The sequence below is a fragment of the Methanosaeta sp. UBA356 genome, from assembly GCF_002496465.1.
GTDB classification, from domain to species: Archaea; Halobacteriota; Methanosarcinia; order Methanotrichales; family Methanotrichaceae; genus Methanothrix; species Methanothrix soehngenii.
Window position 1 is genome coordinate 1,585 of the sequence record NZ_DAKC01000081.1, and the last position, 25,685, is coordinate 27,269.

The window sequence follows — 25,685 nt, forward strand, 5'->3', positions numbered from 1 at the left end:
GAGATGGAGCGAAATCCTAATATACCATAATAAGGTATGTTATAATATGAAATCGGATACGGCAAAAACGGCTGTTCTCCAGGAAGAGACAAGGATTTTCAATACTCCGCAATGGATTATTGAGCACTCGAATTCGTATCAGTGGATGAAGAATAAGGGCTTCAAGACTGAGAATGAAATGCGCAAGTGGTGCTCGGACAATTACATAGAATTCTGGGATGAGATGGCCAGGACCTTCGTCGATTGGTTCAAGCCCTACACCCAGATTCTCGACGATTCCGAAAAGCCCCATTACAAGTGGTTTACTGGCGGCAAGGTCAATGTGGCCTACAATGCAGTTGACAGGCATGCCCACTCCGAGAAACGCAACAAAGTAGCTTACTACTTCGTCGGCGAGCCCGTGGGCGATGCAAAAGCTATCACCTACTATCAGCTCTATAGAGAAGTCAACAGGCTGGCCAACGCCCTCAAGAGCGTGGGAGTAGAGAAGGGAGACCGAGTTGTTACGTACCTTCCTATGATTCCAGAGCAGCCCATCACCATGCTGGCATGCGCCAAGATCGGAGCTATTCATACACTGGTGTTCTCTGGATTCTCCTCAGGCGGCTTGGCCAGCAGGGTCAACGATGCCGAGGCCAAGGTCGTCGTCACTGCCGACGGCTTCTACAGGCGCGGAAAACCCCTGCCCCTCAAGCCTAATGTCGATGAGGCCTTGAAGAACTCACCCTCCGTTAAGAAGGTGATAGTAGTCAAGAGGACAGGAGTCTCTGTGCCCATGACTGAGGGCCGAGATGTCTATTATGACGATTTCGTAGCTGGCCAGTCCACCAAGTGTGAAACCGTCCCGCTTGATCCGGAGGATAGGCTGTTCATTCTGTACACCTCCGGCACAACCGGCAAGCCCAAAGGTATTGAGCACGCTCACGGCGGATATGCTGTTGGTGCAGCCCAGACAACCTCATGGGTGCTGGATGTCCACGATGATGACGTCTACTGGTGCACGGCTGATGCAGGCTGGATCACCGGACACTCCTACGTGATCTACGGTCCGCTGATCCTGGGTGCCTCCAGCATCCTGTACGAAGGCTCTCCCGACTTCCCGGATCTGGGCCGCTGGTGGTCCATCATTGAGGAGTATGGCGTCTCTGTATTCTACAGCGCACCCACCGCTGTAAGGATGTTTATGAAATCCGGTGAGGAATTCGTCAAGAAGTACGACCTGTCCAGCATCAGAATTCTGGCATCGGTAGGCGAGCCGCTTAATCCAGAGGCCTACATGTGGTTCAGAAAGAACATAGGCTCCGACCAGGCACCTATCATGGATACCTGGTGGCAGACCGAGACAGGATGCCATGTCGTTGCACCGCTGGCCATGACACCTGAGAAGCCGGGTTCGGTCTGCTTTCCGCTGCCAGGCATGAACACCGATATCTACGACGAGGATGCCAACTCGGTCCCACTGGGCTACGGGGGCAATATCGTCCAAACGGCCCCCTGGCCGTCCATGCTCCGCGCCTTCTTCAGAGATGAGATCAGGTACAAGAAGGAGTACTGGGATATGTACTGGCAGGTCAAGCCCGGCACATACCTGGCAGGAGACAAGGCCACCCGTGACAAAGACGGATACTGGTGGATCCAGGGCAGAATAGATGATGTGCTTAAGGTAGCAGGACATAGAATATCCAACGCTGAGGTTGAGTCCGCTGCAGTATCTCATCCCAAGGTCGCAGAGGCCGCTGTTATCGGTGAGCCCGATGAGGTCAAGGGCGAGAAGATCGTTGCATTCATTATTCTCAAGGAAGGTGTGGTTGAGGAGGAGTCGCTCAAGAAGGATATCTCCACTCACGTAAGGAAGGTCCTGGGCCCGGTTGCTTATCCAGACAAGGTCTATTTCGTCAAGGATGTGCCCAAGACCAGGTCCGGCAAGATCATGCGCCGCGTCATCAAGGCCAAGGCGCTGGGCAAGGATACCGGTGATGTATCAGCACTATCCAATCCGGAGGCGGTAAGCAGCATACCACAGATAAATTAGCCAGAAACCATACCTCCTTTTTTTCGCCGCTGAAACGAGCCTTTTCCATGAAATCCTGCAATAACTGGACTTGCTCCGCCCACCTATACAATGGGCGTCAGGCTGATCCTATTCCTGTCCTCCAAAATCATATTGTAGGGCTCAGTCCTGGGTATGACCCCATAGAGGCAGAGCCCTCCGTTCAGCTCATTTACCAGGAAATAGGTGTCTGCGGTGTGAATGGCCATGTTCATGCTCTCCTGGCCGCTCTTTACCACCAGCACATTGATGTCGTTGGTCTCCTTCCAGTTTCTGATCATCAGGTTGGTCAGATTCAGCGATTCCTTGTAGCCGAAGGAGAACTCAATGGAGTCCAGGCCGATTATGTTCAGAATGGGACGGCCAGTCCTTTCTCGCAATGCATCCCACTTCTCCAGCAGATCCTTTCCCCAGGCCCTGGCGTCATCCCCCTCCGGCTGGGAGACGATAACATTGGTGGGCACAAAGATGTCCCTTGAACTGAGCTGATAGCCGATGCTGGGGAGGATGAACACTCCCCGGCCGTTCTTGATGGCATTTGAGGCCAAGGCGGTCAGCATCTGATAATACCTTTTGCCCACTCCATGATTAATCTCCAAGACGTTGCACGAGCCGTACTTCAGACCGCCGGTGACGATATCCAGGTCGGGGATGCCGGTAGATATTCGGTCTTCAGAAGGATCGGGAACCCTCACCCCATCGCTGACGATTCGCGCATCATTATGTTCCCGATAGGGCTCAAAAAACCTGAACCGGCCATTGTGCAATGTGACAGTGTAGGTCTTCTGATTGATCTTGACCCCGCGCAGCTTTTCTAATTTGATCTGCCGGACGTAGCGGTTCCTCATGTTCCCTCCGGCGTGGCCGGGCAGATTGAACTGCTCCATGGTCACCACCCCATCGACGATGTAATCCAGGGGCATAACATCAGCGAACTCGGAGACGAAAACGAGGTGAGTGTCCAGATCACGGGCAAACTCACAGATGTTCTGCTCGAAGCTGTGCTGAGAGGTGCCTATCAAGTGGGAGGTGTAGTTGAGGACTGCATCCCAGCTGTCGATGATGATCATGGGATTGTCCATCTCCTCCGTCTCCTCGAAGAAGAGCCGAAAGAAGTCCATGACCGCATAATAGTTGGATAGATCCTTGCTCGTCTTATTCAGGCTACCCAAGAGCTTGGTTTGAGTGGCATTGACCACGTTCCTGGGCATGAGGACCTTCTCGATCCAGGGATTTGTGGCATAGAGCCGCGCTGGATCCACTCGAGTGGATATGTATATTCCGTTTCTCTCTTCGCATAGGCTGCTCATGATCTCCAGGGCGAGGGTGGTCTTGCCCGTCCCCGGCATGCCCTTGATGAGAAGCGTCTGGCCTTTATCGATATGAAAGAATTCTTTGACCTCCTTAGGTATGGAGGGCTGCTCATTGCTTTGCATATAATTCATCCTCCATCAACTCTCTGTGGTATCACATTCGCATCTCTTGGCGCGCTTCAACAGTTTGCATATCTGTTCCGTTTTGACCCGAAATGAGAAATAGATAGTCTCGTCCTCGCCGTTATGAAAATCTATGTCCATCATGGGAAATGCCTCCGCATTCATCGCCCCTTCCTTCCTTTCCCCATGCCTCGCGCTCGTGTTTCTCGTCCTCCAGAGCTTTGAAGGTCCCACCTCCACGAACTCGACCTCCCCCTCAGAGCTGAGCATAGAGAGATACTTAATCACTGTAGTCTTGCTGACCCTTGCCTTTTTGGCCACATCAACCGTGGTCAGGCCCACCTCAGACTCCCCTATGACTTCCAGGATTCTCTCCTTGTATGAGGCCATTTAGTGCCACCATCTCTTTGTATGACCAAATTCCTGCGAAGTAGTTACCATTTCAGATCACGCATGTTTATCCTGTATCATGATATTTCAATTTTTCATAGCCATTTAAGTGAGAGACATTCTTGTGGAAATCAGAAACAATTATATGCCGATCTGTCAACCCAGAAAGATATGCGGATCAATCCATCATCAGATCTGCAGGAGCCATATGGCTGAGGAATGCAAAAAAATCGAATGTGACTATGCGAATCAGGGGTATCTGGATCCCTGGCCGCCGGTTCGAGGCGAATATCGGTTAGGCGACCCCAGAGCAGGAGTGGCGGTGGTCACTTTAGCCAGCGTCTTCAACCCCAGGGGTACAGCCATATCCGGACCCTGCAAGACTGAGAACCTGGGATTGGAGAAGATAGTGGCCAATGTGATCAGCAACAGCAACATAAGGTTTCTCATCGTCTGCGGAGTGGAGTCGAAGGGCCATCTGCCAGGAAATACTCTGCTCGCTCTCCATAAAAATGGAATCGATGAGAAAGGGAGGATAATCGGATCGAAGGGAGCGATACCCTTCATTCAGAACCTCTCCGTTCAGGCCGTCGAGCGTTTTCAGCGGCAGGTGGAGCTTATAGACAGGATTGGCCTGGAGGACATGAAAGAGATTGAAAGGCTAGTCTCCCAATACAATCACCTCGCAATGCCTTTTCCAGAGGAGCCCTACCAGGTGATCAAGAGAAAGGCGGCCCGTCAGGAGATGTTATCAGGCGATAGCGATCTAACATTTGGAGCGGGAGTCAGCATGGACACGGCCATATGGCTGGTTGCTTCCGAGGGATGAGATCATGTTCCGGTTTAAGAATGAGCAGACCATAGTGAATGTGGCCGGGGTAAGGTTCGGAGGCCAGCCCGGAGAGCTGCCAACCGTCCTTTGCGGCACCATCTTCTATCAGGGGCACAGGATTGTGGAGGATGATGAGCGAGGAATATTCGATCGGGCCGCAGCGGAGAGGCTAGTTCTGCGCCAATCTGAGCTTTCCAGTGAGACCGGTTGCCCTTTTGTCCTACATATCTATGCCCGGACCGTTTCCGCCCTGCAGAAGTATCTGGATTTTGCGGAAGAGGTCTGGTCGGGGCCGTTTATCGTCGACTCGGCAGAGAGGAGCACTCGCTCTTTAGCCCTATCGCTGCTCTCGGAATTGGGGTATGCAGACAAGGCCATATATAACAGCATAAGCATTGCCACAGATGATGCCGAGGCCCGGGCCTTGCTGGAGAATGAGGTTGACAGCGCCATCATCCTCGCTTACAATCCCGGTGAGCCGGGAGTGGAAGGAGCCATGCGGATCTTGGAGAATGGTGGCCTGGTGAGAGACGAGGGGCTGATACCCCTGTCAAAGAGGCTTGGGATCAGCAACATTCTCATCGATCCAGGGGTGGTGCCGATGGGCAGCGGAGCGGGGTCCTCTCTGCGCTTCTCGGTGGTTGCCAAATCACGCCTCGGACTGCCTGTTGGCTCGGGAATTCATAATGCAGTCAGCTCCTGGCAGTGGCTCAAGGATAGGATGAAGAGCAACCGAAGCTGCTGCGATGCCGCAGCTGCCTGCATGCAGCTTGCCATGGGAGGCGACTTTCTCCTCTATGGACCCATTGAGAGCGGCGAGGTCATCTTTCCGGCAGCGGCCATGGCCGATATTCTGGTGGCAGAGGCGGTAAGGGATCTGGAGGTCTATCCCGAGGCCACCCATCCCATCTTCCGCCTGGTTTAGTTTCAGCTGGGATCTTCTGGAAAGGATTTATACCCAAAAGGAGAAGTCTTGGGCATGTATCTGTCTCGCGATGAAGAGGCCATATACCGGGGAGATCGGGGGGAGACCCTCCGGCGGATGATGGAGATCCTGGTCGCCCTGGGCGACATTTATGGGGCAGAGAGGCTCGTGCCTGTGAGATCGGTGCAGATCGCCGGGGTCTCCTACAAGAATATCGGGGACGCTGGCCTGGAATGGATATCCGATCTTGAGGGCCAGGTGGTCGTTCCCAGCATTCTCAATCCTGCCGGGATGGACCTTTTTCGCTACAAAGAGATGGGAATCAGCGAGGAATTTGCCTCTAAGCAGCGGGAGACGATAGAGGCTTACCGCCGGCTGGGTGTGATCATCGACTGCACCTGCACTCCATATCAGATCTATGATAGTCTGGCCGAACGGGGAGACCACCTGGCCTGGAGCGAGTCCTCAGCGGTCTGTTATGCCAACTCGGTTATTGGCGCCCGGACCAATCGGGAGGGAGGACCATCTGCCTTGGCTGCTGCCTTGATCGGCAAGACCGCTTTATATGGCTACCATCTGGATCACAACCGGCAGCCCAGCCATGTCATCGAGGCGAAAGCGGAACTTGAGGGCTCTGACTATGGTGCTCTTGGATTTCTGGTTGGCAAAGAGGTCGGGGATGGAGTTCCCCTCTTCCGTCTTCGCTCTTCTCCCACTAAAGACGAGCTAAAGGCCCTGGGGGCAGCGATGGCTGCCAGCGGCTCAGTGGCCCTTTATTATGTGGATGGCGTCACGCCCAAGCCGCCCGAGCCTACCGCAAATTATGATGGATGCGAGAGGATCAGCATCGAGTGGGAAGAGATCGAGGCGGTCTATGATGAGCACGGGGGAGACGATGCCGATATAGTGGCCCTGGGTTGCCCTCACTGCTCTGGAGAAGAGCTGGAGAGGATAGCCGATCTCCTGGCCGGGCAGAAGGTGAAAAAAGAGATGTGGGTCTGCACCGCCCGGAAGATCAAGGATGCCTGCCCCGATCTGGTTGCCAGGATCGAATCATCCGGAGCCAGGGTTTTTTGCGATACCTGTATGGTGGTTTCGCCCGCAACAGAAGGATTTGAAAAGATGATGGTCAACTCCGGCAAGGCCCTGGTATACCTGCCCGGGCTGGGGGGGGTGGATGCTACCTTCGGCAGCCTGGAGGAGTGCATCGATGTTGCTTTGGGGAGGAAGAGATCGTGAGGGAGATTTCCTGCCATAAGGTGGCCTCAGGCTTTGCCAGCGGCCCGTCACTGGCAACGAAAATGGCCATCTCATTTCTGGGGAATATCGACCCCAGGACGGGAATGGTGGTCGATCCCGGCCATGAGCTATATGGCGAGAGCATCAGCGGCAAGGTGCTCATATTCCCCGGAGGAAAGGGATCTACGGTAGGCTCTTATGTCATCTATCAGCTAAAGAAAAGAGATCTGGCCCCCGCGGCCATGATCAACCTTCGCTCTGAGCCAATCGTGGCCGTAGGCGCCATCATCAGCGGCATCCCTCTGGTGGACAGGGTACCGTCCGACATCCTTCAGCTGAAGAACGGAACCTGTATCGAGGTTGATTCCGATCGAGAGCTGATCAGGATCCTGCCTTAACCAAAAGATCGATAGCTGTATCTGGAGAGGGTTTCGCTGAATTATGGGGTGAGTTCAGGCAGAGGATATGGCCTCTGTTCCTCTGCATCTCCATGGTTGGGTCAGTGCGTAGCGGTTCACCACTGAGGCACAGAGACATAGAGTTTTTGCGATTCAAGTTCACCCATAGCAAATAGCGAGGAGCCTCAGGAGATCGGCATGAGTTCGATCAGAACCTTCCGAAGAGATCCTGCTTTACGAATCCTCGTTCTTTCTTTTGCCTTTCCATCATGGCGGCATCGATGGCCTGGCGATAGAACTTGTCAGTATACTCCTTGGCCATGCGGGTGGCAGAGAAGTTTGGACCGTTCATCCTGATGGCCTCCTTCATCACCGTCACCCAGCCATGAGGAATGCCATCCTCGCCCAGATTATAATACAGTGGCACTATATCCTTCTCCAGAAGAGTATAGATAGAGGCTGCGTCCTTGGCATCTCTCTGTAGCCCATCATCCGCACCAGAGAACGCCCAGCCGTTTTTGCCATTGTACCCTTCAATCCACCAGCCGTCCAGGACGGATAGCTGGGGAACGCCATTCACCGAAGCCTTCATTCCGCTGGTTCCGCTCGCCTCCATGGGAGGGATGGGGTTGTTCACCCAGACGTCGACGCCATGCACCAAATACTGGGCCAGCAGCTCATCATAGTCTTCGACAAATGCAATCCTGCCACCGGATACTCTATCCTTGGCGGCATTGAATACCTGCTGGAGGAGCATCTTGCTCTGCTGGTCGTCCCCATGCGCTTTTCCTGCAAAGATGATCTGAACCGGTCTCCAGGGATCATTGAGAATCCTTCTCAGCCGATCCATATCCTGCAGGAGAAGGGTAGGTCGCTTATAAGAGGCGAAGCGCCTGGCAAACCCCAGGGTGAGGGCGGCGGGATCGAGCAACACTCCAGAGGCCATGATCTGGCCTGGTTCGGCACCACCTTCCAGCCATTTGTTCCGCGCTCGCTCCTTTATCTTGGTGATCAGCATGTTTTTCATGGCATTATGGTGGTTCCAGATGATCTCATCCGGAATCTCGCAGACCAGCTCCCAGATGCGGCTCTCATCATGCTCCTCCAGCCAGGTCCTGCCCATATAGCGGCTGAAGATGTCATAACCCAGCCGGCGATCGATCCAGGTAGGGACATGAATCCCATTGGTGACATAATCGATGGGAACCTCATCCACAGGAAGATGAGGCCACAGGGGCTGCCACATGCTCCTGCTCACCTCTCCATGCTTCTTGCTCACAGCATTACGGTAGGCTGAGTTGCGAAGAGCGAAGGCGGTCATATTGAACTCACCAGGCCGGTCGGGATTGAGACCCTGTCTCAAGAACTCCTCCATAGAAAGATCCAGGGTTGGAAGATAGGATGAGAGATACTTTTCCAGAAGCGGATAGGCAAAAGCATCGTGCCCTGCAGGAACCGGGGTGTGGGTGGTGAACACTGTGGTATTTCTGACCAGCTCAGAGGCTTCGCTGTAGTTCATCCCCTGCTCGACCTTTTCTCTGATCCTCTCCAGCACGGCGAACGCGGGATGGCCCTCGTTCAGATGAAGGACGGAATAATCCTCGCCCAGAGCCCGCAATACCCTTGCCCCGCCGATTCCCAGGACAATCTCCTGGCGCAGGCGCATCTCCCGGTCGCCGGTGTAGAGCCGGTCGGAGATGATCCGGTTCTGCGATTCGTTGGCCTCGCTGGAGGTATCTATCAGATAGAGCTTGGTCCTTCCCACCTGAACCATCCAGACCTCAAGTGTGAGGGGAGGGTCCATGACTGGAACCTTGACCGAGAGTGGGTTTCCATCCCCGTCCAGCACCTTGTGAATGGGCGCATTCTCTCTGTCCAACATCTCGCAAGCCCCAATCTGCCAGCCGTCTGCTGAGACCATCTGGCGGAGGTAGCCTTGGGGATACATGAATCCCAATCCTACCAGAGGGATGCCCAGGTCACTGCACTCTTTCAGGTAGTCCCCGGCCAGGAATCCCAGACCGCCGGCATAAAAGGGAAGGGCATGATGCAGGCCGTATTCTGCTGAGAAGTAGGCAATAGCACATCTCTCCGGCTCACGGCTGCCGGCACAAAACCAGCTAGTTTCAGGCTCCATATAGCCCTCGAACCTGGCCATAACAGAATCATAATGCCTCAGAAAATGAGTATCATTTGATGCAACTTTGAGCATATGCGCATCCATCTGGTTGAGCATCTTTACTGGATTGTGGCCGCTCAGATGCCAGCCCTGCCTGTGCAGGAGCTTAAATAGCTCTCTGCCCTCAGGGTGCCAGCTCCACCATAGGTTGTAGGTCAGCTTTCTTAATCCGGCGATCCTCTCCGGCAGATGGGGAAATTTGTCGTTGATGCCTTTCATGATCTGTTTCAGCTCCAAGCAGTTTCCATGCGTTTTTTCTCAATGATATAGCCTTCGATATCAGATGATATGGCCATCTGATGGTCATACAAGCCCGCAGAATGGTATTTGCATAGAATATCGTCTTACTCCCCACAAAAGACATTCTGCGTGGAGAAGACATTGTAAAATGTCTCAATCTTGCCCTCAGGATATACCACGGATAGCTTCTCTATCCCCTTTTTCAGCGGTTTATCCTTTGAGCCAAAAGGACAGGAGTAAAATAGGTAGAAGTCATCGATATTCTTTCCCGCCCCGTTGACCTGAAGAGCCGCACCATTCTCGTCTGCCTTTATGAGCTTCACATCTTTGTACCCACCCAGGAAAGAGATCAGGTCCGGCTCCAAATGCCGGCATCCCAAAGCGAGCACATAAAGGCGGGTGAAGGTATCCAGAGTGTAATTCAGTTCAAAGGTGGCGCGATCTTTGTCCAGATGCATTGTGACATCCCTGATCTCAATGCACTCACCACTAACGCTGCCGCCGATTAATAGGACTATTGTCATTGATAATAATAAAGTTAAGGCAATATCTCGCATCTTTACCCATTTGTCCTTAGGATCGACGGCAGAATCAATATCAATCCCATTATTATTATAAATATTATGAACATTATCTGTTGCTTTCTCTGCGCTGACTTATATTTCGACTCGCAGAGCTCATCGCAGAAGTTCTCGTCTGCGCGCACTGAATTGCCGCAGACCAGACAGTGTTTGTGCGGCACAATATCTGTCATTTAATCATCGTCCATTGGTAACAAGGAGGGAGAGTAGATAAGGTTTTCCTCTTATCCATAAACCAATGAACTTGCTGCACTTGATGGGGCGAGCTGATTCAGCAAATGGACGAAAGTTGAGCATTGATTGACGAAATTTCAATTTATAGCCAGAGATCTCAGCATATTTTTTGGGCATGATCAACGACCGCCATTCAATCCCATAGCTCGATATTCAGTTCTGCGAATTACGAAAAAAGAAAATAAAGAATTGCATTGATACACCTTCAGGAACGAGACGATATCAAACGCAGATTCCTCATTATTTGTATAACTATCAAAAAAACATTATTAAATGGGCCGCACATTTTGGCACACTTTCTTAGATTTTTCATTCATCATGGAAAGAAATCCGAGACTATTTTTCCACGGGAAATAAAGGGGTTGGGAGAACTGTCTCTTCCTCTCCTCAATTGCATTAACTATAAAAGGTGCCTTGGCAAGTAGTAGTCATGCCAAGATTACCATTGATCATCTTCATGGCCTTGCTCATCTGGCTTTCTCCGGTTAGCGGCGCGAGAACTTATATCGTTGATGATGACGGTTTCTCTAATTACAAAACAATTCAAGATGCCGTCATCGCAGCCAGTGATGGCGATACGATATACGTCAAGCCAGGAAACTACAGTGAGGAGGTTATCCTGAACAAGAGCCTAAGCCTTATGCCTCTGATAGGAGAGATCGGCCCCATAATTCTCTCCGGCCAGGGCAAAGAGACAGGAATGACAGTATCTTCGGACGGCTGCAACCTGGAGGGGCTCACATTTCAAGGTTATTCTGGTGCGGCTGTTCATCTTCTCTCCCGAAAAAACCGCATTGAGAATAATGTCTTCGAGGATGCCAGCCCGGCAATTCTGGCAAGCGGCTCGGAGGGAAATTCGATAAATGGAAACCTCATAATGAATTGCCAGGGCGGGGTGGCACTGAGAGATGCATCGGAAAATAACAGCATAGACGGAAATGAGATCACCAGCTGCAATATCTCTATATTCTTGGGAGAGGCGGATGGAAACAGCATCATTGAGAACAATATATCAGATGCTTATTGGGGCATATGGCTTGATAACTCCAGCCAGGTCCAGATTGAGGGAAATGATATTCAGAGCAGAAGCCATGGCATCCTGCTGCTAAATGGCAGCGGCCTTTATGTCAGCGACAATCTGGTTATGATTGACGATGCAGGCAATTCCACCAGCAGGGCCTCACTTCTTGCCAATGTCAGCGATGTTGTCTTTCAGAGAAATAAGATCGATGGAGGTGAAATCGGTCTGGCCGCTCTTGATTGCCAAAATACTGAGCTGCTGTATAACAATATCACCCAAAGCAATAATGCCATCTACATACAGGATGCATACGGTCTAAATATCAATAACAACAGCCTCATTGAGGGGGATTACGGCATAAGAGTGGACAACTCCAGCCAAAATTCAATCATCGGAAACCTGGCAAGAGACTTTGTCATCGCCCTAGATATCGGCGCGGCTGAAGATAACCGGATCTTGAAAAACCAATTTGTGGGCATAACCGATGCTGCAATGCAAATCACATCGTCTGGCAACTGCAAGATCTTGGAAAACGAGTTTACCGATGGCTTCCGAGGGATCATGCTCATAGAATCTCCCGCTAACCTTCTCCAGGATAATCGCTTCCAGAATGTTACCTGGAGCCTTTATGTGGAGAGCCAGACAAAAGAGGGATTCAATAACAGTATAGATGAATCCAATGTGGTCGACTTCGTCCCTATAGCCTATCTCTTTGACCAGTCTGAGACGCAGATCAGGGATAGGCAACTGGCCCATCTCACCATGGCATACTGCAGGAATATGGCAGTAGATAATATCACAATAACCCGCGATGCCGTCTTCCTGTTCGATTCAATGAACAACAGCATCATCAACAGCAATATCTCAGAATGCTTTGGCATGCGGCTCATAAATTCATCCGGAAACGATATCCTGGGCAACCTCTTTAATGGCAATGGATACAGTGGCTTGTTCCTGTACTCATCGGATGGGAATCGGATTGAGAAGAACGTCGCATCGGAAAACGAACAGAACGGCTTATCGCTCCTTTCCTGCAATCAGAATATCATTCGCGATAATTCTGTCCAGAAAAATCTGGTCACAGGAATCTGGCTGAATCTCTCGAATGACAACCAGATCTATGAGAACAATATCACTGCCAATTCCCTTGGCTCTCAGCTATCATTCTCCACCGGGAATACAATCTATCACAACAACTTCATAGATAACATAGAGCATTCGATAGATACCGAAGGCGGCAACAGCTGGGATGCCGGCAACAACACGGGCGGAAACTACTGGAGCGATCATTCCGCCAGGGGCAACCCCAGCAGCGACTGGCCCAGATCGATCAAAGGAGGAATTGCAATAGATAACTATCCCTTCCAGGATGTTAATGGCTGGCTGGCAGCATAGATTGCTGCCCGAGGCCATTTCGGATTTGCATAATTGCTGCCGGTCGAAACCGCAATCTTCTTAAGATGATGATGGGATATGATTGGAGCATGGCAAGAAAAAAGAATGAAGGAAGCGGCCTCCAATCATCAGCCGGCCTGATGCGATACTTTGAGGCCGATGATGACTCGATCAAGTTCAGCCCCAAGATGGTGCTCGGCGTCTGCATTGGCGCGGGCGCAGTCGTTATGGGCCTGAATATCGCCTTTGGCCTCTGGCCTTAGTCCCGTCCTGGATGGCAGGGAATTATAATCTCTTTTTGGCAGTTTTATTTAAATAGCTGGGCTTTTGCACTCTGCGCTATATTGATTTGGTCTGGCCGATTCTAAACAAATTCAGACAGGACCTCTTTCAGGTCCTTCAAGAATAGGTCGACGTTTTCATGGCTCATATGCCCCATGAGGATAAGCCGCAATGCTCTGTTTGGTTCCCGGGTTATGGAGACGTGCCAGTCGCGATCCATAAGCCTCTCACGAACCTTAGAGGGCTCTGGGACCCTTAAAGCGACCACATTCATCACCGGTTCGATCAGTGGCTCAACGCCGATCTCCTTTGCCCCCCGGACCAGATGATCTGTTAGATCCATGCAATAGCCGACCATCTCCCTGAATCCCTCCCTGCCCAGGTGCATCATCACCGCATAGGTGGCAGCGGCTGCAGCACCGCTCCTGGTGCCGGTCAGGGAAGCCTGTCTAGCCTTGGTGAGATAGTGGGTCTCGGTCTCCAGGGCGTTCATGCACTCCTGGCTGCGAAAGAGCAGGCCGCCGGCGGGAATGGTGGCAAGCCCCATCTTATGTGGATCTATTGTGATTGATTTGACCCCTGGCAGGGAAAAATCCCAGGCAAAGGATCTATCCAGGAATGGGAGGACGAATCCGCCAAATGCCGCATCGACGTGCAAGTGAACACCCCATTCAAGGGCCAGATCGGATAGCTCTTCGATCGGATCCACCTGTCCGAACTCCGTAGTTCCCGCTATTCCAACCAGGGCTGCCGTATGCTCGTCGATCAGCGACTCCACTGAGGAGAGATCGACCCTGAGCTGGGAATCGAGTTCTGCTTTACGCACCTCCAAAGAGAGAAGATCTCCGATCTTGTCAAATGAAAAATGAGCCGATGCAGGAACGACGATATTTCCCCCACACTTGCCGGACTCGTTCTTGGCCGCCCGAATGGCCTGGATGTTCGACTCAGTGCCACCGGTGGAGATATAGCCCCGGGCCAGAGGGCAGCCCAGGAGCTCTCCCAGCATGCGAACTACCTCTTCTTCCAGCCCTGCTACGCCCGGAAACAGCCCCGGATCTCCCAGGTTGGTCTCCAGAAACATGTCATGAGCCTTTATCGCTATAGGATGGGGACGGGTGCACATGGTGGAGAGGAAGCGGTCATAGCTGTAGTCGCGCTCTCTCGTCCTCTCCAAAATGGCCATTACCTCATCTGCAGGAAGGGCCTTCTCTCTCATTTCGGATCTTTGACCTGACTTGTTGACCTTTTTGGCTATCTGCCTGATTTGGTCCCTGTGCTTCAATCTCTATTTCTCAGAGCATCCAGGATCAGGATCTTCTCGCTCCTGGCCACGGTATCCCTGACGGTGGCCACGGCATCGATGTTAGCGGATATGCTGGTGATGCCCATCTCGACCAATTTTTTGGCCATCTCCGGATAGGAGCCAGCCTGGCCACATATGGAGGTCTTGACTCCCGCTTCGCGGCACTGCTCCACCACATACTCGATCAGCTTCAGGACGGCGGGATGAAGCTCGGAGTACAGCCCGGCCACATTCTCATTGTTTCTATCTACTGCCAGGGTATACTGAGTGAGGTCGTTGGTGCCAAAGGAGATGAAGTCTATTCCATCCTCAATGAAGTCCTCAATGGTCAGAGCGGCGCCTGGTGTCTCGATCATGACTCCTACATCGATCTTATCCAGGTCCAGGCCCTCGTCCCTCATTATGGATTTGGCCTTCTGGAACTCGCTGACATGTTGGACCATGGGCAGCATGATGCCCACATTGGTCAGGCCCATCTCATGCAGCCTCTTGAAGGCTTTGACCTCCAGGCGGAAGTGATCGGTCTCGGTCATATCCCGCCGGATGCCCCTCCAACCCAGCATGGGGTTGTGCTCATGAGGCTCTCCTTCTCCGCCTTCCATGGCCCGGAACTCGTCCGTGGGGGCATCCAGAGTGCGCACCCAGACCGGCCGGGGATAGAAAGCATCGGCAACGACCTTGATGCCATTGACCAGCTCCGATATGTACTCCTCAGTCTTCCCGCTCCTGATATACCAGTTGGGTGTCTTGCCCATGCCTAAGATCATATGCTCGATTCTGAGCAGGCCCACCCCATCGGCCTGGGTAGCAGCTGCCGCCTCTGCCCTGTCCGGCTCGCTGACATTGACCTTGATCTCCGTGGCGGTCACTGGCTTGGAGTAGAAGACGCCTCCTGCAGTCGCTGGAATGGCAGCCTTCGCTGGCGCGGCCTGAGCCACTATGCCCTCGTAGACGATCCCCTTGCCCCCATCCACGGTGATCTCCATGCCGTCCTTCAAAACGCTGGTGGCCTTCTTGGTTCCCACCACTGCAGGACAGCCCAGCTCTCGGCTGACGATGGCTGCATGGCAGGCCATTCCGCCCTCATCGGTGACGATGGCACCGGCCCGCTTCATCCCAGGAACCATATCCGGCATGGTCATCTTGGTGACCATGATGTCGCCCTGCTTGATCTTGTCCAGGTCTCTGCCGCTGGTGATAATCTTCACAATGCCACTGGCCACACCTGGTGCTGCACCAAGCCCGTTCAAAAGGATCTTGCCGCTGCCGGATGCTGCTGGGCCGGCTGCCTTCTTCTCGCTGCTTATGGTGGTGATGGGACGGGACTGGAGGATGTAGATCTTGTTCTTCTCCACACCCCACTCGATATCCTGAGGGAGGCCGTAATGCTCTTCCAGGATCTCGCCGTACCTGGCCAGCTCGATTATCTCCTTATCGGTGAGGACCACTGCCTCCTTCTTCTTGGCAGGGACCTTGGCAGTGGTGGTCTTATGGGTCTTGGCATCTCTGGTGATCATGATCTCTTTGGTGGCGATATACCTGTTCACTATCTTCTTGGTCTTCCGGTCCACCACATAGTTGTCCGGTGATACGCTGCCACTGACTACTGACTCCCCCAAACCCCATGCTGCCTCAATGACCACCAGCGGCTCGCCAGTGCTCGGCTGGGAGCTGAACATCACTCCTGCCTTCTCTGAGTCCACCATCAACTGCACTATTGCGGATAGATTGACCTTATTGTGCTCGAAGCCCTGCTCAACCCGGTAGAAGATGGCCCTGGCCCCGTAAAGGGATGCCCAGCACTTGCGCACGGCATTGAATACGTCCTCTGCGCCGCGCATATTGAGGTAGGTCTCCTGCTGGCCGGCGAAGCTGGCGTCGGGCAGATCCTCGGCGGTGGCGCTTGACCTTACCGCCACAAAAACCTGCTTTCCTTCCCTTTTGCACAGCTCCTCGTAGCGGGTTTTTATGGCCTCTTCAATGTCCTTCGGCACCTTGGCATCCATGATGAGCTTTTTTGCCGTCTGCTCGGCTCGATGAAGCTCAGTCTCCTGGTTCACATCGACGTTAAGTGCCTCAAAGAGCTTATCCGCGATGCCCGCCCGGTTAATGAAATCCCTGAAGGCCTGAGCAGTGACCGCAAAACCACCAGGAACGGGAACGCCTATACCGATCATCTCGCCGAGGCTTGCGCCTTTGCCGCCGACAATGGACAGGTCTTCCTTGCCGACATCCTCCAACCATACAACAGCTTCCATTAAATCATCCGCCCAATATTACAGGTCAATATGCCCACCCCTCCATCATAACATTATATGAAGCTTTCACATGATATCTAGAATATATACAAAAGCATTTATCCAGGATCATTCAAGTCTATGCTGCATGTTCAAACGCTTTTCCGGGGCAATAGCGGCGAGAAGGATGCTCTTGGAGCGATGTCTTCCCCTCAAGGATATTGAGGAGCTGAATACCTCCTGTGCATTAGATCGAGTAGCATCGGAGGACATCCGCTCTCCTGCTGATCTTCCTGCCTTTGACCGGTCGGCCATGGACGGCTATGCCGTTCGATCTACTGATACCAAGGGCGCCAGGCCGTCCGGTCCCAGATTCATCCCGGACTTCATACCTCAGCGTACAGGGATGGTGGTTCCCGAAGGATATGATGCCATCGTGATGCTTGAGGACGCCAGGGTTCGCGGCGAGGTGCTGGAGGTGACTGCCGAGGCTCACGCCTACAAGAATGTGGCCAGAGCGGGCGAGGACGTGATGGAGGGGGATACGATCTTCACCGAGGGGCACAGGCTGAGACCTCCTGATCTCGCCCTGATCTCTGCTCTGGGAATTGATAGGGTCAGGGTTTATGCAAAGCCGGACGTGGTCATAATTCCCACTGGCGGCAAGCTGGTGGATATCGGCGCCCGCAGGCTTGAGCCTGGAGAGGCCTATGAGATCAATGGCCTCATGGCCCGACTCTATATAGAGAAATGGGGGGCAAATGTCCGTAAGACGAAGATAGTCCCGGACGATTCTGAGCGAATTCGCGAGGCCATCAGCTCAAACCTGGATGCCGACATGATCGTCATCATCGGCGGGACCAGCGTTGGGGAGAAGGACTATGCCCCCCGCATATTATCGGAGATGGGAGAGCTTTATGTGCATGGGGTCCGCCTCCAGCCGGGCAAGCCCACTGCCTTCGGGGACGTGGCCGGCAGGCCGGTGATCTGCCTGCCCGGCTATCCGGTGGCAGCGCTCTCCAATCTGTATCTTTTCATCCGTCCGGCCATAAAGAGGATGGCTCATCTGGATGATGAGCCGCAGCGTGTTCAAGCCAGAGTGGTCCGCAAGATGACCTCCAAGCCCGGCTATCTGAGCCTGGTCCGGGTGGCCTTCAGAGAGGATGGCCAGGTAGAGCCGATCATGGTCTCCGGGGCGGGGATACTGAGCTCCGTGGCCCGGGCGGACGGTTTTGTGGTTGTGCCCGAAGAGCTGGAGGGATTCGAGGAGGGGGATATGGTGGAGGTTGTGCTCTACGAATGAGTGGAAGGAGAGGAAGAAGGATCCGCAAGTCTCTGCAGCGAGCAGCAATAATCCGATTGCCGCCTGCCAAAAATGAGCATCCAACAATGTTTTCCTGCTTTGATATCAGGATAGCTCGAATATTGGCTTTATATGGCCGCCATCAATCCAAATGAAACCATCATTTTTTATCCCTGCACCTCGATCCCAATGCGGTGACTTTCCCTGAACGCCGGCCGGATGCTCGTCAAGATAAACAGGCTATCAGCCTGGGTACTTCTCATATTCATGATCATCTTCTTGATATCGGGATACGCCTGGAACAATGGAATCCTTCTTCCTCTACGTCAGGCCAAACATATGCACACAGAGCTGGACCTGTACCTGGTCTTCTTCTTCCTGGTGCATGTACTGATCAGCACCAAATTCACCCTGGCCCGCTGGAGGGTGGGGCACGAAAAGCTGGTGAATCTGCTCCTCATCGCCATCGGAGTTCTATCCTTCTGGTCTATCCTTGGCATCGATTAGAGGATATGAGATTCTCCTCCAATTTTTTCTGCAACTGCTGCCGCAATCGATGCTTCTGGAGTTCGATCAAGACCACAAGATTTATAACCTAACGTTACTAACCATAAGTTCAATGAATTATTATGAGCAACATGTTGGATCCTATTGAGCTTCTTGACATTCTGGGGAATGAAAATAGAAGACGTATCCTCCAGCTCCTCTCTTTCCGCCCCTTTTACTTCAATGAGATGGCCAAACGGCTGGATGTAGGGCCGAAAGCGGTGATCGACCACCTGGAGATGCTGGAGAGAGCGGGGCTGGTGGAGTGCTATCAAGAGCAGGGACGGAGAAAATACTTCCGCATTGCCAGGAGAACCGTTCTGGAGGTAGCAGTCTCTCCTCATTCATATGGGGTCCGGGCATATCTTTCAGAAGATGCTCCAAAGGACGACTCGGGCTTTGAGGAGGCTGAGGCCTCTTTGGATCTGAAGATGCTCAAAGATGAGCTCTTGGGCCTGGAGAAAAAAAGGTATGAGCTGCGCGAACTATTGGCCCAGATCGAATCGCGAGAGATGGAGATCAAGCAGAGAGCATCCAGCGTTGCCGGATTTCGGGCAGAGAACCAGCTGGAGTCGGAGATCATGACTGCATTGCTCTGCGGCGGCGCAAATTCATCCGAGCTCGCGACCAGGCTGGAGGTTCCAGAAGCGGTGGTTTTAGATAGCTTGAATAAGCTCAAAGAGCGCAGTGCAGTGCACTTAAGAGGTCAGCAATGGAGCATATGAGAAGATCCTCAAGCAACCCGTCATCATCAACGTCCTCGCCATCTGCAGACAATCCCTCTCCGGGAGATGAACCCGGCCCCAGCATCGAGGAGATCGTCCAGGGAGGCATGAAGCCCGCAGAGGATGCATCAGTTTTGCTTCGAGTGGCTGAAGCATATCATAAGGATGCGGGGAAGGGAGTGGCCAGGATCAATCCCATCATTCTCGCCCAATTGGGAGTGGAGAACGGCGGGGTAGTGGAGATCAATGCCCGGGATAAGGTCTATGCCATCGCATGGCCTGGAACTCCTGAGGACCCCCAGGATATAATCAGGATCGACGGAAACACCCGGTCCAACCTGGGGACGGGAATAGACAATCGGGTGAATGTCCGCCGGGCCACGGCCAGGCCCGCCAGAAAGATCGTGGTCGCCCCCACCCGCCAGATCCGCCTCATGGGAGGACAGCAGTATCTCTTGCGCATGCTCCAGGGGAGGGCAGTGGTTAAGGGTGAGATGCTGCGGGTGGAGATGATAAACAGCAGCCTCAACCTGGCAGTGGTGAGCACCGTGCCAAACGGGCCGGTTCTGGTAACTCAGGAGACGATCATCAGCATCACCAGAGAGACCCTGGATGAGCTGGCCCTGCATGTGCGGGACATATCCTATGAGGACATCGGCGGCCTGTCCCGGGAGATCAGGGAGATCAGAGAGATGATCGAGGTTCCGCTGCGCCATCCAGAGCTCTTCAGCCGGCTGGGAATCAATCCTCCCCGGGGGGTGCTCCTGCATGGTCCTCCGGGAACGGGAAAGACGCTCATCGCCAGAGCGGTGGCAGGCGAGACCGACGCCAACTTCATCTCCATCTCCGGGCCGGAGATCGTATCCAAGTTCTATGGCGAGAGCGAGCAGCGGCTGCGCCAGATATTCGATGAAGCGTCGAAGGCGGCTCCTTCCATCATATTCATCGATGAGATCGATTCCATCGCTCCCAAGAGGGAAGAGGTCTCGGGCGACCTGGAGCGGCGGGTGGTTGCCCAGATCCTTTCCCTGATGGACGGCCTCTCCTCCAGGGGAGAGGTGATAGTGATAGCGGCCACCAACCGGCCCAATGCCCTCGATCCTGCCATTCGCAGGGGGGGCCGATTCGACCGGGAGATTGAGATAGGCATACCAAACAGAAACGGCAGGCTGGAGGTGCTCTATGTCCACACCAGGGGCATGCCCTTGGATGAATCGCTGGACTTGATGGAGATCGCAGACTCGACTCATGGCTTCGTAGGAGCGGACCTTTATGCCCTGTGCAAAGAGGCGGCCATGCGCACCCTGGAAAGGGCTCTGCCCGACCTGGACGTTAAAGAGGACATACCATTGGATGTGCTGGACAATCTCAATGTGACCAGAGAGGATTTCCTGTCCGCCCTGAAGAAGATCGAGCCATCGGCGATGAGAGAGGTCTTCGTCGAGGTGGCCCAGGTCCATTGGGATGAAGTGGGCGGCCTGGATGAGGCCAAGCGGTCCCTGGTCGAGGCGGTGGAATGGCCGTTGATGTACCCAGAGGCCTTCGCCTCGGTGGGTGTCCGGCCGCCGCGGGGTATTCTGCTCTACGGTCTTCCCGGTACGGGCAAGACCCTCCTGGTCAGAGCTCTGGCCACGGAGAGCAATGTCAACTTCATCAGCGTTAAGGGACCTGAGCTATTGAGCAAATGGGTGGGCGAGTCGGAGAGGGCGGTCAGAGAGATCTTTCGCAAAGCCCGCCAGGCTGCTCCCGCCCTGGTATTCTTCGACGAGATCGATTCCATTGTTCCCGCCCGGGGCAGCGGATCGGACTCGCATGTTACCGAAAGAGTGGTCAGCCAGTTCCTGACGGAGATGGATGGACTCATGGAGCTGAAGGATGTGGTGATAGTGGCGGCCACTAACCGGCCGGACCTTCTGGACAGCTCGTTGCTCCGGCCGGGCAGGTTCGATCGTTTAGTTTATATTCCCATGCCGGATAAAGAAGCTCGTCAGAAGATACTGGAGATCTATCTCTCAAAGATGCCCGCCTATGAGGTCTCTGCTCAATGGCTGGCGGATATCACTGAGAACTTCAGCGGTGCCGATCTGGAGATGCTCTGCCGGGAGGCGGGAATGCTCGCTTTGCGGGAGCATATCCGGCCGGGAATGAAAAGAGAAGAGCTGATAGTTGACAAGATCCTTGTTACAGAGAAGCATTTCCAGGAGGCCAGCGAGTATATCAGGCCGCATCTGTCAAAAGATATGCTGCAGGGATACACCAAGATGATCCGTGAATTCCAGGTATGAAAACTTAATGATTTGGAAAGAGAAAAGCATGGAGACAAAGCACCAAATATATAGTCAAGAACAACCAATAATTGCTGTGAGGACCGAAAAATTGACTTCAGAAGACGAGTCTAATGAACTGCTCGGCGATATTAAATTCGAGGATACGAGCAGCATAACCGTACCTGAAAACCTCATAGATCAGGTTATTGGCCAGGACGAGGCAGTTGAGGTGATCAAGAAGGCGGCAAGCCAGAGAAGGCATGTCATGCTCATAGGGTCGCCTGGTACTGGCAAGTCAATGCTCGGCAAAGCAATGAGCGAGCTTCTTCCGGTGGAGGATCTGCAGGATGTTCTGGTCTATGCCAATCCAGAGGATAACAATACCCCCAGGGTTCGCGTCGTTCCCGCGGGCAGGGGCAAACAGATCGTCGATGCCCAGAAGCTGGAGGCAAGAAAGAAGGTCCAGACGAGAAATATGTTCTTGATGATCATCGTAATGGCCCTTATCGTCTACGCCTATTATATGGGCCAGCTTCTTTTCGGAATCATAGCCGCAGCATTGCTGTTCATCTCTTTGCGCTATATGCTGCCCAAAGAGGATGCCATGGTCCCCAAGCTGTTGGTGGATAACAACGGCAAGAAGAAGGCGCCCTATGTGGATGCCACCGGGGCTCATGCCGGGGCATTGCTGGGAGACGTCCGTCATGATCCTTTTCAGTCCGGCGGCCTGGAGACGCCATCCCACGAACGGGTTGAGTGCGGCTCCATCCATAAAGCCCACAAAGGAGTGCTGTTCATCGATGAGGTGAACACCCTCCGGCCGGAGTCACAACAGAGCCTCCTCACCGCCCTGCAAGAAGGGGTCTATCAAATAACCGGCCAGAGCGAGAGAAGCTCCGGCGCCCTGGTGAGGACCGAGCCCGTTCCCTGCAGCTTCATCATGATCGCGGCCGGAAACCTGGATGCTGTTCAGGGAATGCATCCAGCACTCCGGTCGCGCATCAAGGGCTATGGTTATGAGGTCTACATGCGGGATACCATGGAGGACACCCTGGAGAACAGGAACAAGCTAATCAGGTTCGTGGCTCAGGAGATCGTGAGAGACGGAAAGATCCCCCACTTCACTCAAGATGCAGTGGCGGAGATCATGAGAGAGGCCAAGAGGCGTTCGGGCAGAAAGGGACATCTCACCCTCATGCTCCGCGACCTGGGAGGCCTGATCAGGGTCTCTGGAGATGTAGCCCGGGCGGAATCCTCTCACCTCACCGAGGTTAATCACGTCATGCAGGCCAAGAAGATGGCCCGTTCGGTCGAGCAGCAGCTGGCGGACAGATACATGGAGAGGCGCAAAGACTACAGCATGTTCCACTCCTCCGGAGATGAGATCGGCAGGGTCAACGGCCTGGCAGTCATGGGCGACTCGGGCATTGTTCTGCCCATCATGGCCGAGATCACCCCTGCTCAATCCAAGGAAGAGGGCAAGATCATCGCCACTGGAAAGCTGCAGGAGATCGCCAAAGAGGCGGTGACAAACGTCTCTGTGCTGATCAAGAAGTTCCTGGGCGAGGATATCACCAAGAAGGACGTGCATATTCAGTTCATAGGCACATATGAGGGTGTAGAGGGCGATAGCGCATCCATCTCCATCGCCACTGCTGTCATATCCGCTTTGGAAGGGGTGCCCGTGAAACAGACGGTAGCCATGACCGGCTCGCTCTCCGTGCGGGGAGATGTCATGCCTGTGGGCGGAGTCACCCAGAAGATCGAGGCTGCTGCCCAGGCGGGAATCAAGACTGTCCTCATTCCCAAATCCAATATGGGGGATGTCCTGATAGATGATTCCATGAAAAACTCTATTGAGATCATACCCGTATCCAATATCAGCGAGGTCTTCGAGTTTGCCATGGGCAGCCAGAGGACCAGGCTGATAGAGAAACTGAAGAAGTTCGCCACCGAGAAGAAGATCGGCATCAACATCCCAGAGACGATCCCCACCCCCATCCGGAGCATCTGATCGCTTGACAGCGGAGTTCTATGATACCCGCATTCTGCAGGGGAGTCGAACCAGGATCGTTCTGGACAATGGAAAGCTTGAGGAGATAGCCCAGGTGCCCTTCCAGGGGGCATCGGTTCGGGCTCTTTTTGGCGGTGCCTGGGGTTTTGTAACCACCGATCGGGTGGACGGTCTTGGCCAGGAGATAGATCTGGCCAAGCGCATTGCTCGGAAGATCGGCCGGAAAGAGGATCTCAGTCTGGCAGAGGCTCCGCCCGGCAGAAGCGTGTTGGTGCCAGTTAAAAGAGATCCAAAAGACCTATCTTTAGAGGAGAAGGTAGCCCTTTTGAGAGAGATCGAGGACGCAGCGAAGGTGGAGGGCATATCCTCGACCCAGGCGGTCTACTCAGAGATGGATCTGGTAGCCCACTATTCTAGTTCTGAGGGCTTGGATCTGGAATCAAGGATGACCAGAATGGGCTTTGTGATCAGCGCTGTGGCTCATAGGAATGGCCTTTATCAGACCGATGGCGAAGGCAGAGCCGGTGTGGGCGGCCTGGAGCTATTCGACCGGGAAGATCCAATAGCTCTGGCCAGGCAGGTGGGGGAGACGGCGGTCGCCCTCCTGGATGCCAAGGCGGCGAGAGGAGGGACTCACCCTGTAGTCTTGGATCAGGAGTTGGCCGGGGTGTTCGTCCATGAGGCGGTGGGCCATGCCACTGAGGGAGACATAATCCTGGAGGGTGACTCGTGCCTGGAAGGAAAGCTGGGCCAGAGGATAGGATCGGAGCTGGTGACGGTCAAGGACGATCCCAGCCTGATGCTCAACGGCTACTATCCCTTCGATGATGAGGGAAGCCGAGCCCAGGAGACGGTTCTGGTGGAGAATGGGGTGCTTCGGTCATACCTCAACACCCGCGAGACCGCAGCCAGGTTAGGTGGTGTGCCGCGCAATGCCCGAGCAGAGGGGATTAGCCGGCCGGTAGTGCGGATGAGCAATACCTATATCGCCAATGGCGACTGGAAGCTGGAGGAGATCTTAGAGGAGCTCAAGAGCGGGGTCTATCTGGCAGGGAGCCGGGGGGGGCAGGTCAGCACCGGCGAGGGAATCTTCCAGTTCAATGCCAAGAAGGGCTATATCGTGGAGAACGGGGAGAAGACGCAACTGTTGCGAGATGTATCCCTATCCGGAAAGATCCTGGAGACGCTCTTGCGTGTGTTGGCGGTGGGCGACGACCTGCGGTATAACAGCGGTCGATGCGGAAAGTCCGGCCAGCTGGTGCCTGTGAGCGACGGATCGCCCCATCTGCTCGTCGACAGGGCCACAGTGGGCGGAACGGGATAGAGAAGAATCCAAGAGATAAAATTAAGATTGTCTGGATCAGCTGCGGTTCAATGCTCGATCCAGGCTGCTGTTTACCATCTCCAGGCTGGTATTGGTTATCTCTGCCTTCAGCCAGTCCCAGGCGGCCTGAGTTGCTCGATTTAGCTTCTCTCCTGCAGCATCCTCGATCCGGGATAGTAGACCGTTCTGGCTGTCGTTCTGCCATCCATCATTCTGCGTCCCTTTCTGCTCTTGATCGGATCCCTGCAAGCTCTCTTCCAGCCTCTCTCGCAGATTCTCCTCCACCCTTTGCAGAGTATCAGAGTTGCTCTTCTCTGAGTTATGCTCCACTCTCCAGTCTTTCGGATCGAACTCATTGTCCGTCTGATTCGCCAGGATCGCATGACCGGCATCCACCAGCAAGAGGTTGAAGTTGGGGTAAGGGATGGGCTGGCCATAGGCTCCGGCTAGATAGGCTACTGCAATCAGCCTGCCCTCATCATCCTGTCCCCGGTTGAAGTCGTCAACATCCAGGTAGACCCTCTTGTCCATGAGCACGGCATATGTGAAATCCCTGGCCGCTGGGCCCTGGATTGCCTTCATATCCGGTGAACGGACGTCGGCCAGAGTGATCCGTTCCACACTGTCTGTAATTCTGGAGTCGGCCTTCTCTATCCTGAGGTCGAATGTATCGCCATCGATCACATTTGTGACTACTCCGTAGACCTCGTCTGGGGAGGCCGAAGATCCGGGCAGGAGGGATAGCACCGAAAAAATTGTCA

Annotated in this window: 21 protein-coding genes; 13 read left to right on the forward strand and 8 right to left on the reverse strand. The window is 53.7% G+C overall.

The genetic code is table 11. The features are described 5' to 3' along the window. The first annotated feature begins 46 nt into the window (after positions 1-46). Complete coding sequence (acs, locus tag BP727_RS06900) at positions 47-2,032, forward strand: acetate--CoA ligase (RefSeq protein WP_013720262.1); 1,986 nt, start codon at positions 47-49, stop codon at positions 2,030-2,032. Positions 2,033-2,115: 83 nt separating this feature from the next. Here the strand turns inward: acs and gvpD are convergent, their stop codons facing one another. Both gvpD and BP727_RS06910 read right to left on the reverse strand, forming a co-directional pair. Then, positions 2,116-3,486, reverse strand: a complete 1,371-nt coding sequence (gene gvpD / locus BP727_RS06905; RefSeq protein ID WP_286858016.1) for a gas vesicle protein GvpD P-loop domain-containing protein — start codon at positions 3,484-3,486, stop codon at positions 2,116-2,118. A 15-nt stretch (positions 3,487-3,501) separates the two neighbouring features. Continuing rightward, positions 3,502-3,876: a FaeA/PapI family transcriptional regulator gene (locus tag BP727_RS06910; RefSeq protein ID WP_013720264.1), complete on the reverse strand. Its 375-nt coding sequence runs from the start codon at positions 3,874-3,876 to the stop codon at positions 3,502-3,504. 208 nt (positions 3,877-4,084) lie between these two features. On the opposite strand from BP727_RS06910, the gene BP727_RS06915 reads away from it, so the two are divergent. The 4 genes from BP727_RS06915 to BP727_RS06930 are packed head-to-tail and all read left to right on the forward strand — an operon-like array spanning position 4,085 to position 7,270. After that, positions 4,085-4,705 (forward strand): tetrahydromethanopterin S-methyltransferase subunit A, encoded by a 621-nt coding sequence (locus BP727_RS06915; RefSeq protein ID WP_273271852.1) that lies wholly within the window; start codon positions 4,085-4,087, stop codon positions 4,703-4,705. 4 nt (positions 4,706-4,709) lie between these two features. Beyond that, positions 4,710-5,633: a tetrahydromethanopterin S-methyltransferase subunit H gene (gene mtrH, locus BP727_RS06920; RefSeq protein ID WP_013720266.1), complete on the forward strand. Its 924-nt coding sequence runs from the start codon at positions 4,710-4,712 to the stop codon at positions 5,631-5,633. 54 nt (positions 5,634-5,687) lie between these two features. After that, entirely contained in the window at positions 5,688-6,872 is a 1,185-nt protein-coding gene (locus tag BP727_RS06925; RefSeq protein WP_013720267.1) for an aconitase X, read from the forward strand. Further along, the gene (locus BP727_RS06930) at positions 6,869-7,270 is read left to right on the forward strand and encodes a DUF126 domain-containing protein (RefSeq protein WP_013720268.1); all 402 of its coding nucleotides are present in this window, start codon (positions 6,869-6,871) and stop codon (positions 7,268-7,270) included. Before BP727_RS06925 ends, BP727_RS06930 begins: the two co-directional genes overlap by 4 nt. A gap of 208 nt (positions 7,271-7,478) precedes the next feature. On the opposite strand, the gene glgP is transcribed toward BP727_RS06930, so the two are convergent. From glgP to BP727_RS13630, 3 genes are all read right to left on the reverse strand, one after another. Then, positions 7,479-9,686 (reverse strand): alpha-glucan family phosphorylase, encoded by a 2,208-nt coding sequence (glgP, locus tag BP727_RS06935; protein ID WP_013720269.1) that lies wholly within the window; start codon positions 9,684-9,686, stop codon positions 7,479-7,481. Positions 9,687-9,793: 107 nt separating this feature from the next. After that, positions 9,794-10,213 (reverse strand): hypothetical protein, encoded by a 420-nt coding sequence (locus tag BP727_RS06940; RefSeq protein WP_157863809.1) that lies wholly within the window; start codon positions 10,211-10,213, stop codon positions 9,794-9,796. Positions 10,214-10,248: 35 nt separating this feature from the next. Next, positions 10,249-10,443, reverse strand: coding sequence for a DUF2116 family Zn-ribbon domain-containing protein (locus BP727_RS13630; protein ID WP_048132445.1), 195 nt, complete (start codon positions 10,441-10,443; stop codon positions 10,249-10,251). 491 nt (positions 10,444-10,934) lie between these two features. Between BP727_RS13630 and BP727_RS06945 the strand changes: the two genes are divergently transcribed. Both BP727_RS06945 and BP727_RS06950 read left to right on the forward strand, forming a co-directional pair. Continuing rightward, entirely contained in the window at positions 10,935-12,920 is a 1,986-nt protein-coding gene (locus BP727_RS06945) for a NosD domain-containing protein (protein WP_083804730.1), read from the forward strand. An 89-nt stretch (positions 12,921-13,009) separates the two neighbouring features. Continuing rightward, complete coding sequence (locus BP727_RS06950) at positions 13,010-13,183, forward strand: preprotein translocase subunit Sec61beta (RefSeq protein ID WP_048133298.1); 174 nt, start codon at positions 13,010-13,012, stop codon at positions 13,181-13,183. A 101-nt stretch (positions 13,184-13,284) separates the two neighbouring features. Here the strand turns inward: BP727_RS06950 and mfnA are convergent, their stop codons facing one another. Then, a complete protein-coding gene (gene mfnA, locus BP727_RS06955) occupies positions 13,285-14,421 on the reverse strand; it encodes a tyrosine decarboxylase MfnA (protein ID WP_324306824.1) in 1,137 nt (378 codons plus the stop codon). 62 nt (positions 14,422-14,483) lie between these two features. Further along, positions 14,484-16,766: a phosphoenolpyruvate synthase gene (gene ppsA / locus BP727_RS06960; protein WP_286858022.1), complete on the reverse strand. Its 2,283-nt coding sequence runs from the start codon at positions 16,764-16,766 to the stop codon at positions 14,484-14,486. Between the two features lie 127 nt (positions 16,767-16,893). Here ppsA and BP727_RS06965 point away from each other — a divergent pair, with 127 nt between their 5' ends. The 6 genes from BP727_RS06965 to BP727_RS06990 all read left to right on the forward strand — a co-directional run bounded on the left by BP727_RS06965 (position 16,894) and on the right by BP727_RS06990 (position 24,924). Continuing rightward, positions 16,894-18,048 (forward strand): molybdopterin molybdotransferase MoeA, encoded by a 1,155-nt coding sequence (locus tag BP727_RS06965; RefSeq protein ID WP_286858024.1) that lies wholly within the window; start codon positions 16,894-16,896, stop codon positions 18,046-18,048. 267 nt (positions 18,049-18,315) lie between these two features. Then, positions 18,316-18,555 carry a hypothetical protein gene (locus BP727_RS06970; RefSeq protein ID WP_273466143.1) on the forward strand — a complete coding sequence of 80 codons (240 nt, stop codon included), beginning with the start codon at positions 18,316-18,318 and terminating at the stop codon, positions 18,553-18,555. A gap of 122 nt (positions 18,556-18,677) precedes the next feature. Beyond that, positions 18,678-19,319 carry an ArsR family transcriptional regulator gene (locus BP727_RS06975; protein ID WP_232844289.1) on the forward strand — a complete coding sequence of 214 codons (642 nt, stop codon included), beginning with the start codon at positions 18,678-18,680 and terminating at the stop codon, positions 19,317-19,319. Between the two features lie 107 nt (positions 19,320-19,426). After that, positions 19,427-21,604, forward strand: a complete 2,178-nt coding sequence (locus tag BP727_RS06980) for a CDC48 family AAA ATPase (RefSeq protein ID WP_286858029.1) — start codon at positions 19,427-19,429, stop codon at positions 21,602-21,604. A 28-nt stretch (positions 21,605-21,632) separates the two neighbouring features. Beyond that, complete coding sequence (gene lonB / locus BP727_RS06985) at positions 21,633-23,600, forward strand: ATP-dependent protease LonB (RefSeq protein WP_048133303.1); 1,968 nt, start codon at positions 21,633-21,635, stop codon at positions 23,598-23,600. 4 nt (positions 23,601-23,604) lie between these two features. Next, positions 23,605-24,924 (forward strand): TldD/PmbA family protein, encoded by a 1,320-nt coding sequence (locus tag BP727_RS06990; RefSeq protein ID WP_273271860.1) that lies wholly within the window; start codon positions 23,605-23,607, stop codon positions 24,922-24,924. Between the two features lie 36 nt (positions 24,925-24,960). Here the strand turns inward: BP727_RS06990 and BP727_RS06995 are convergent. Beyond that, on the reverse strand, positions 24,961-25,685 hold a 725-nt coding region (locus BP727_RS06995), incomplete at its 5' end, for a thermonuclease family protein (protein WP_286858027.1).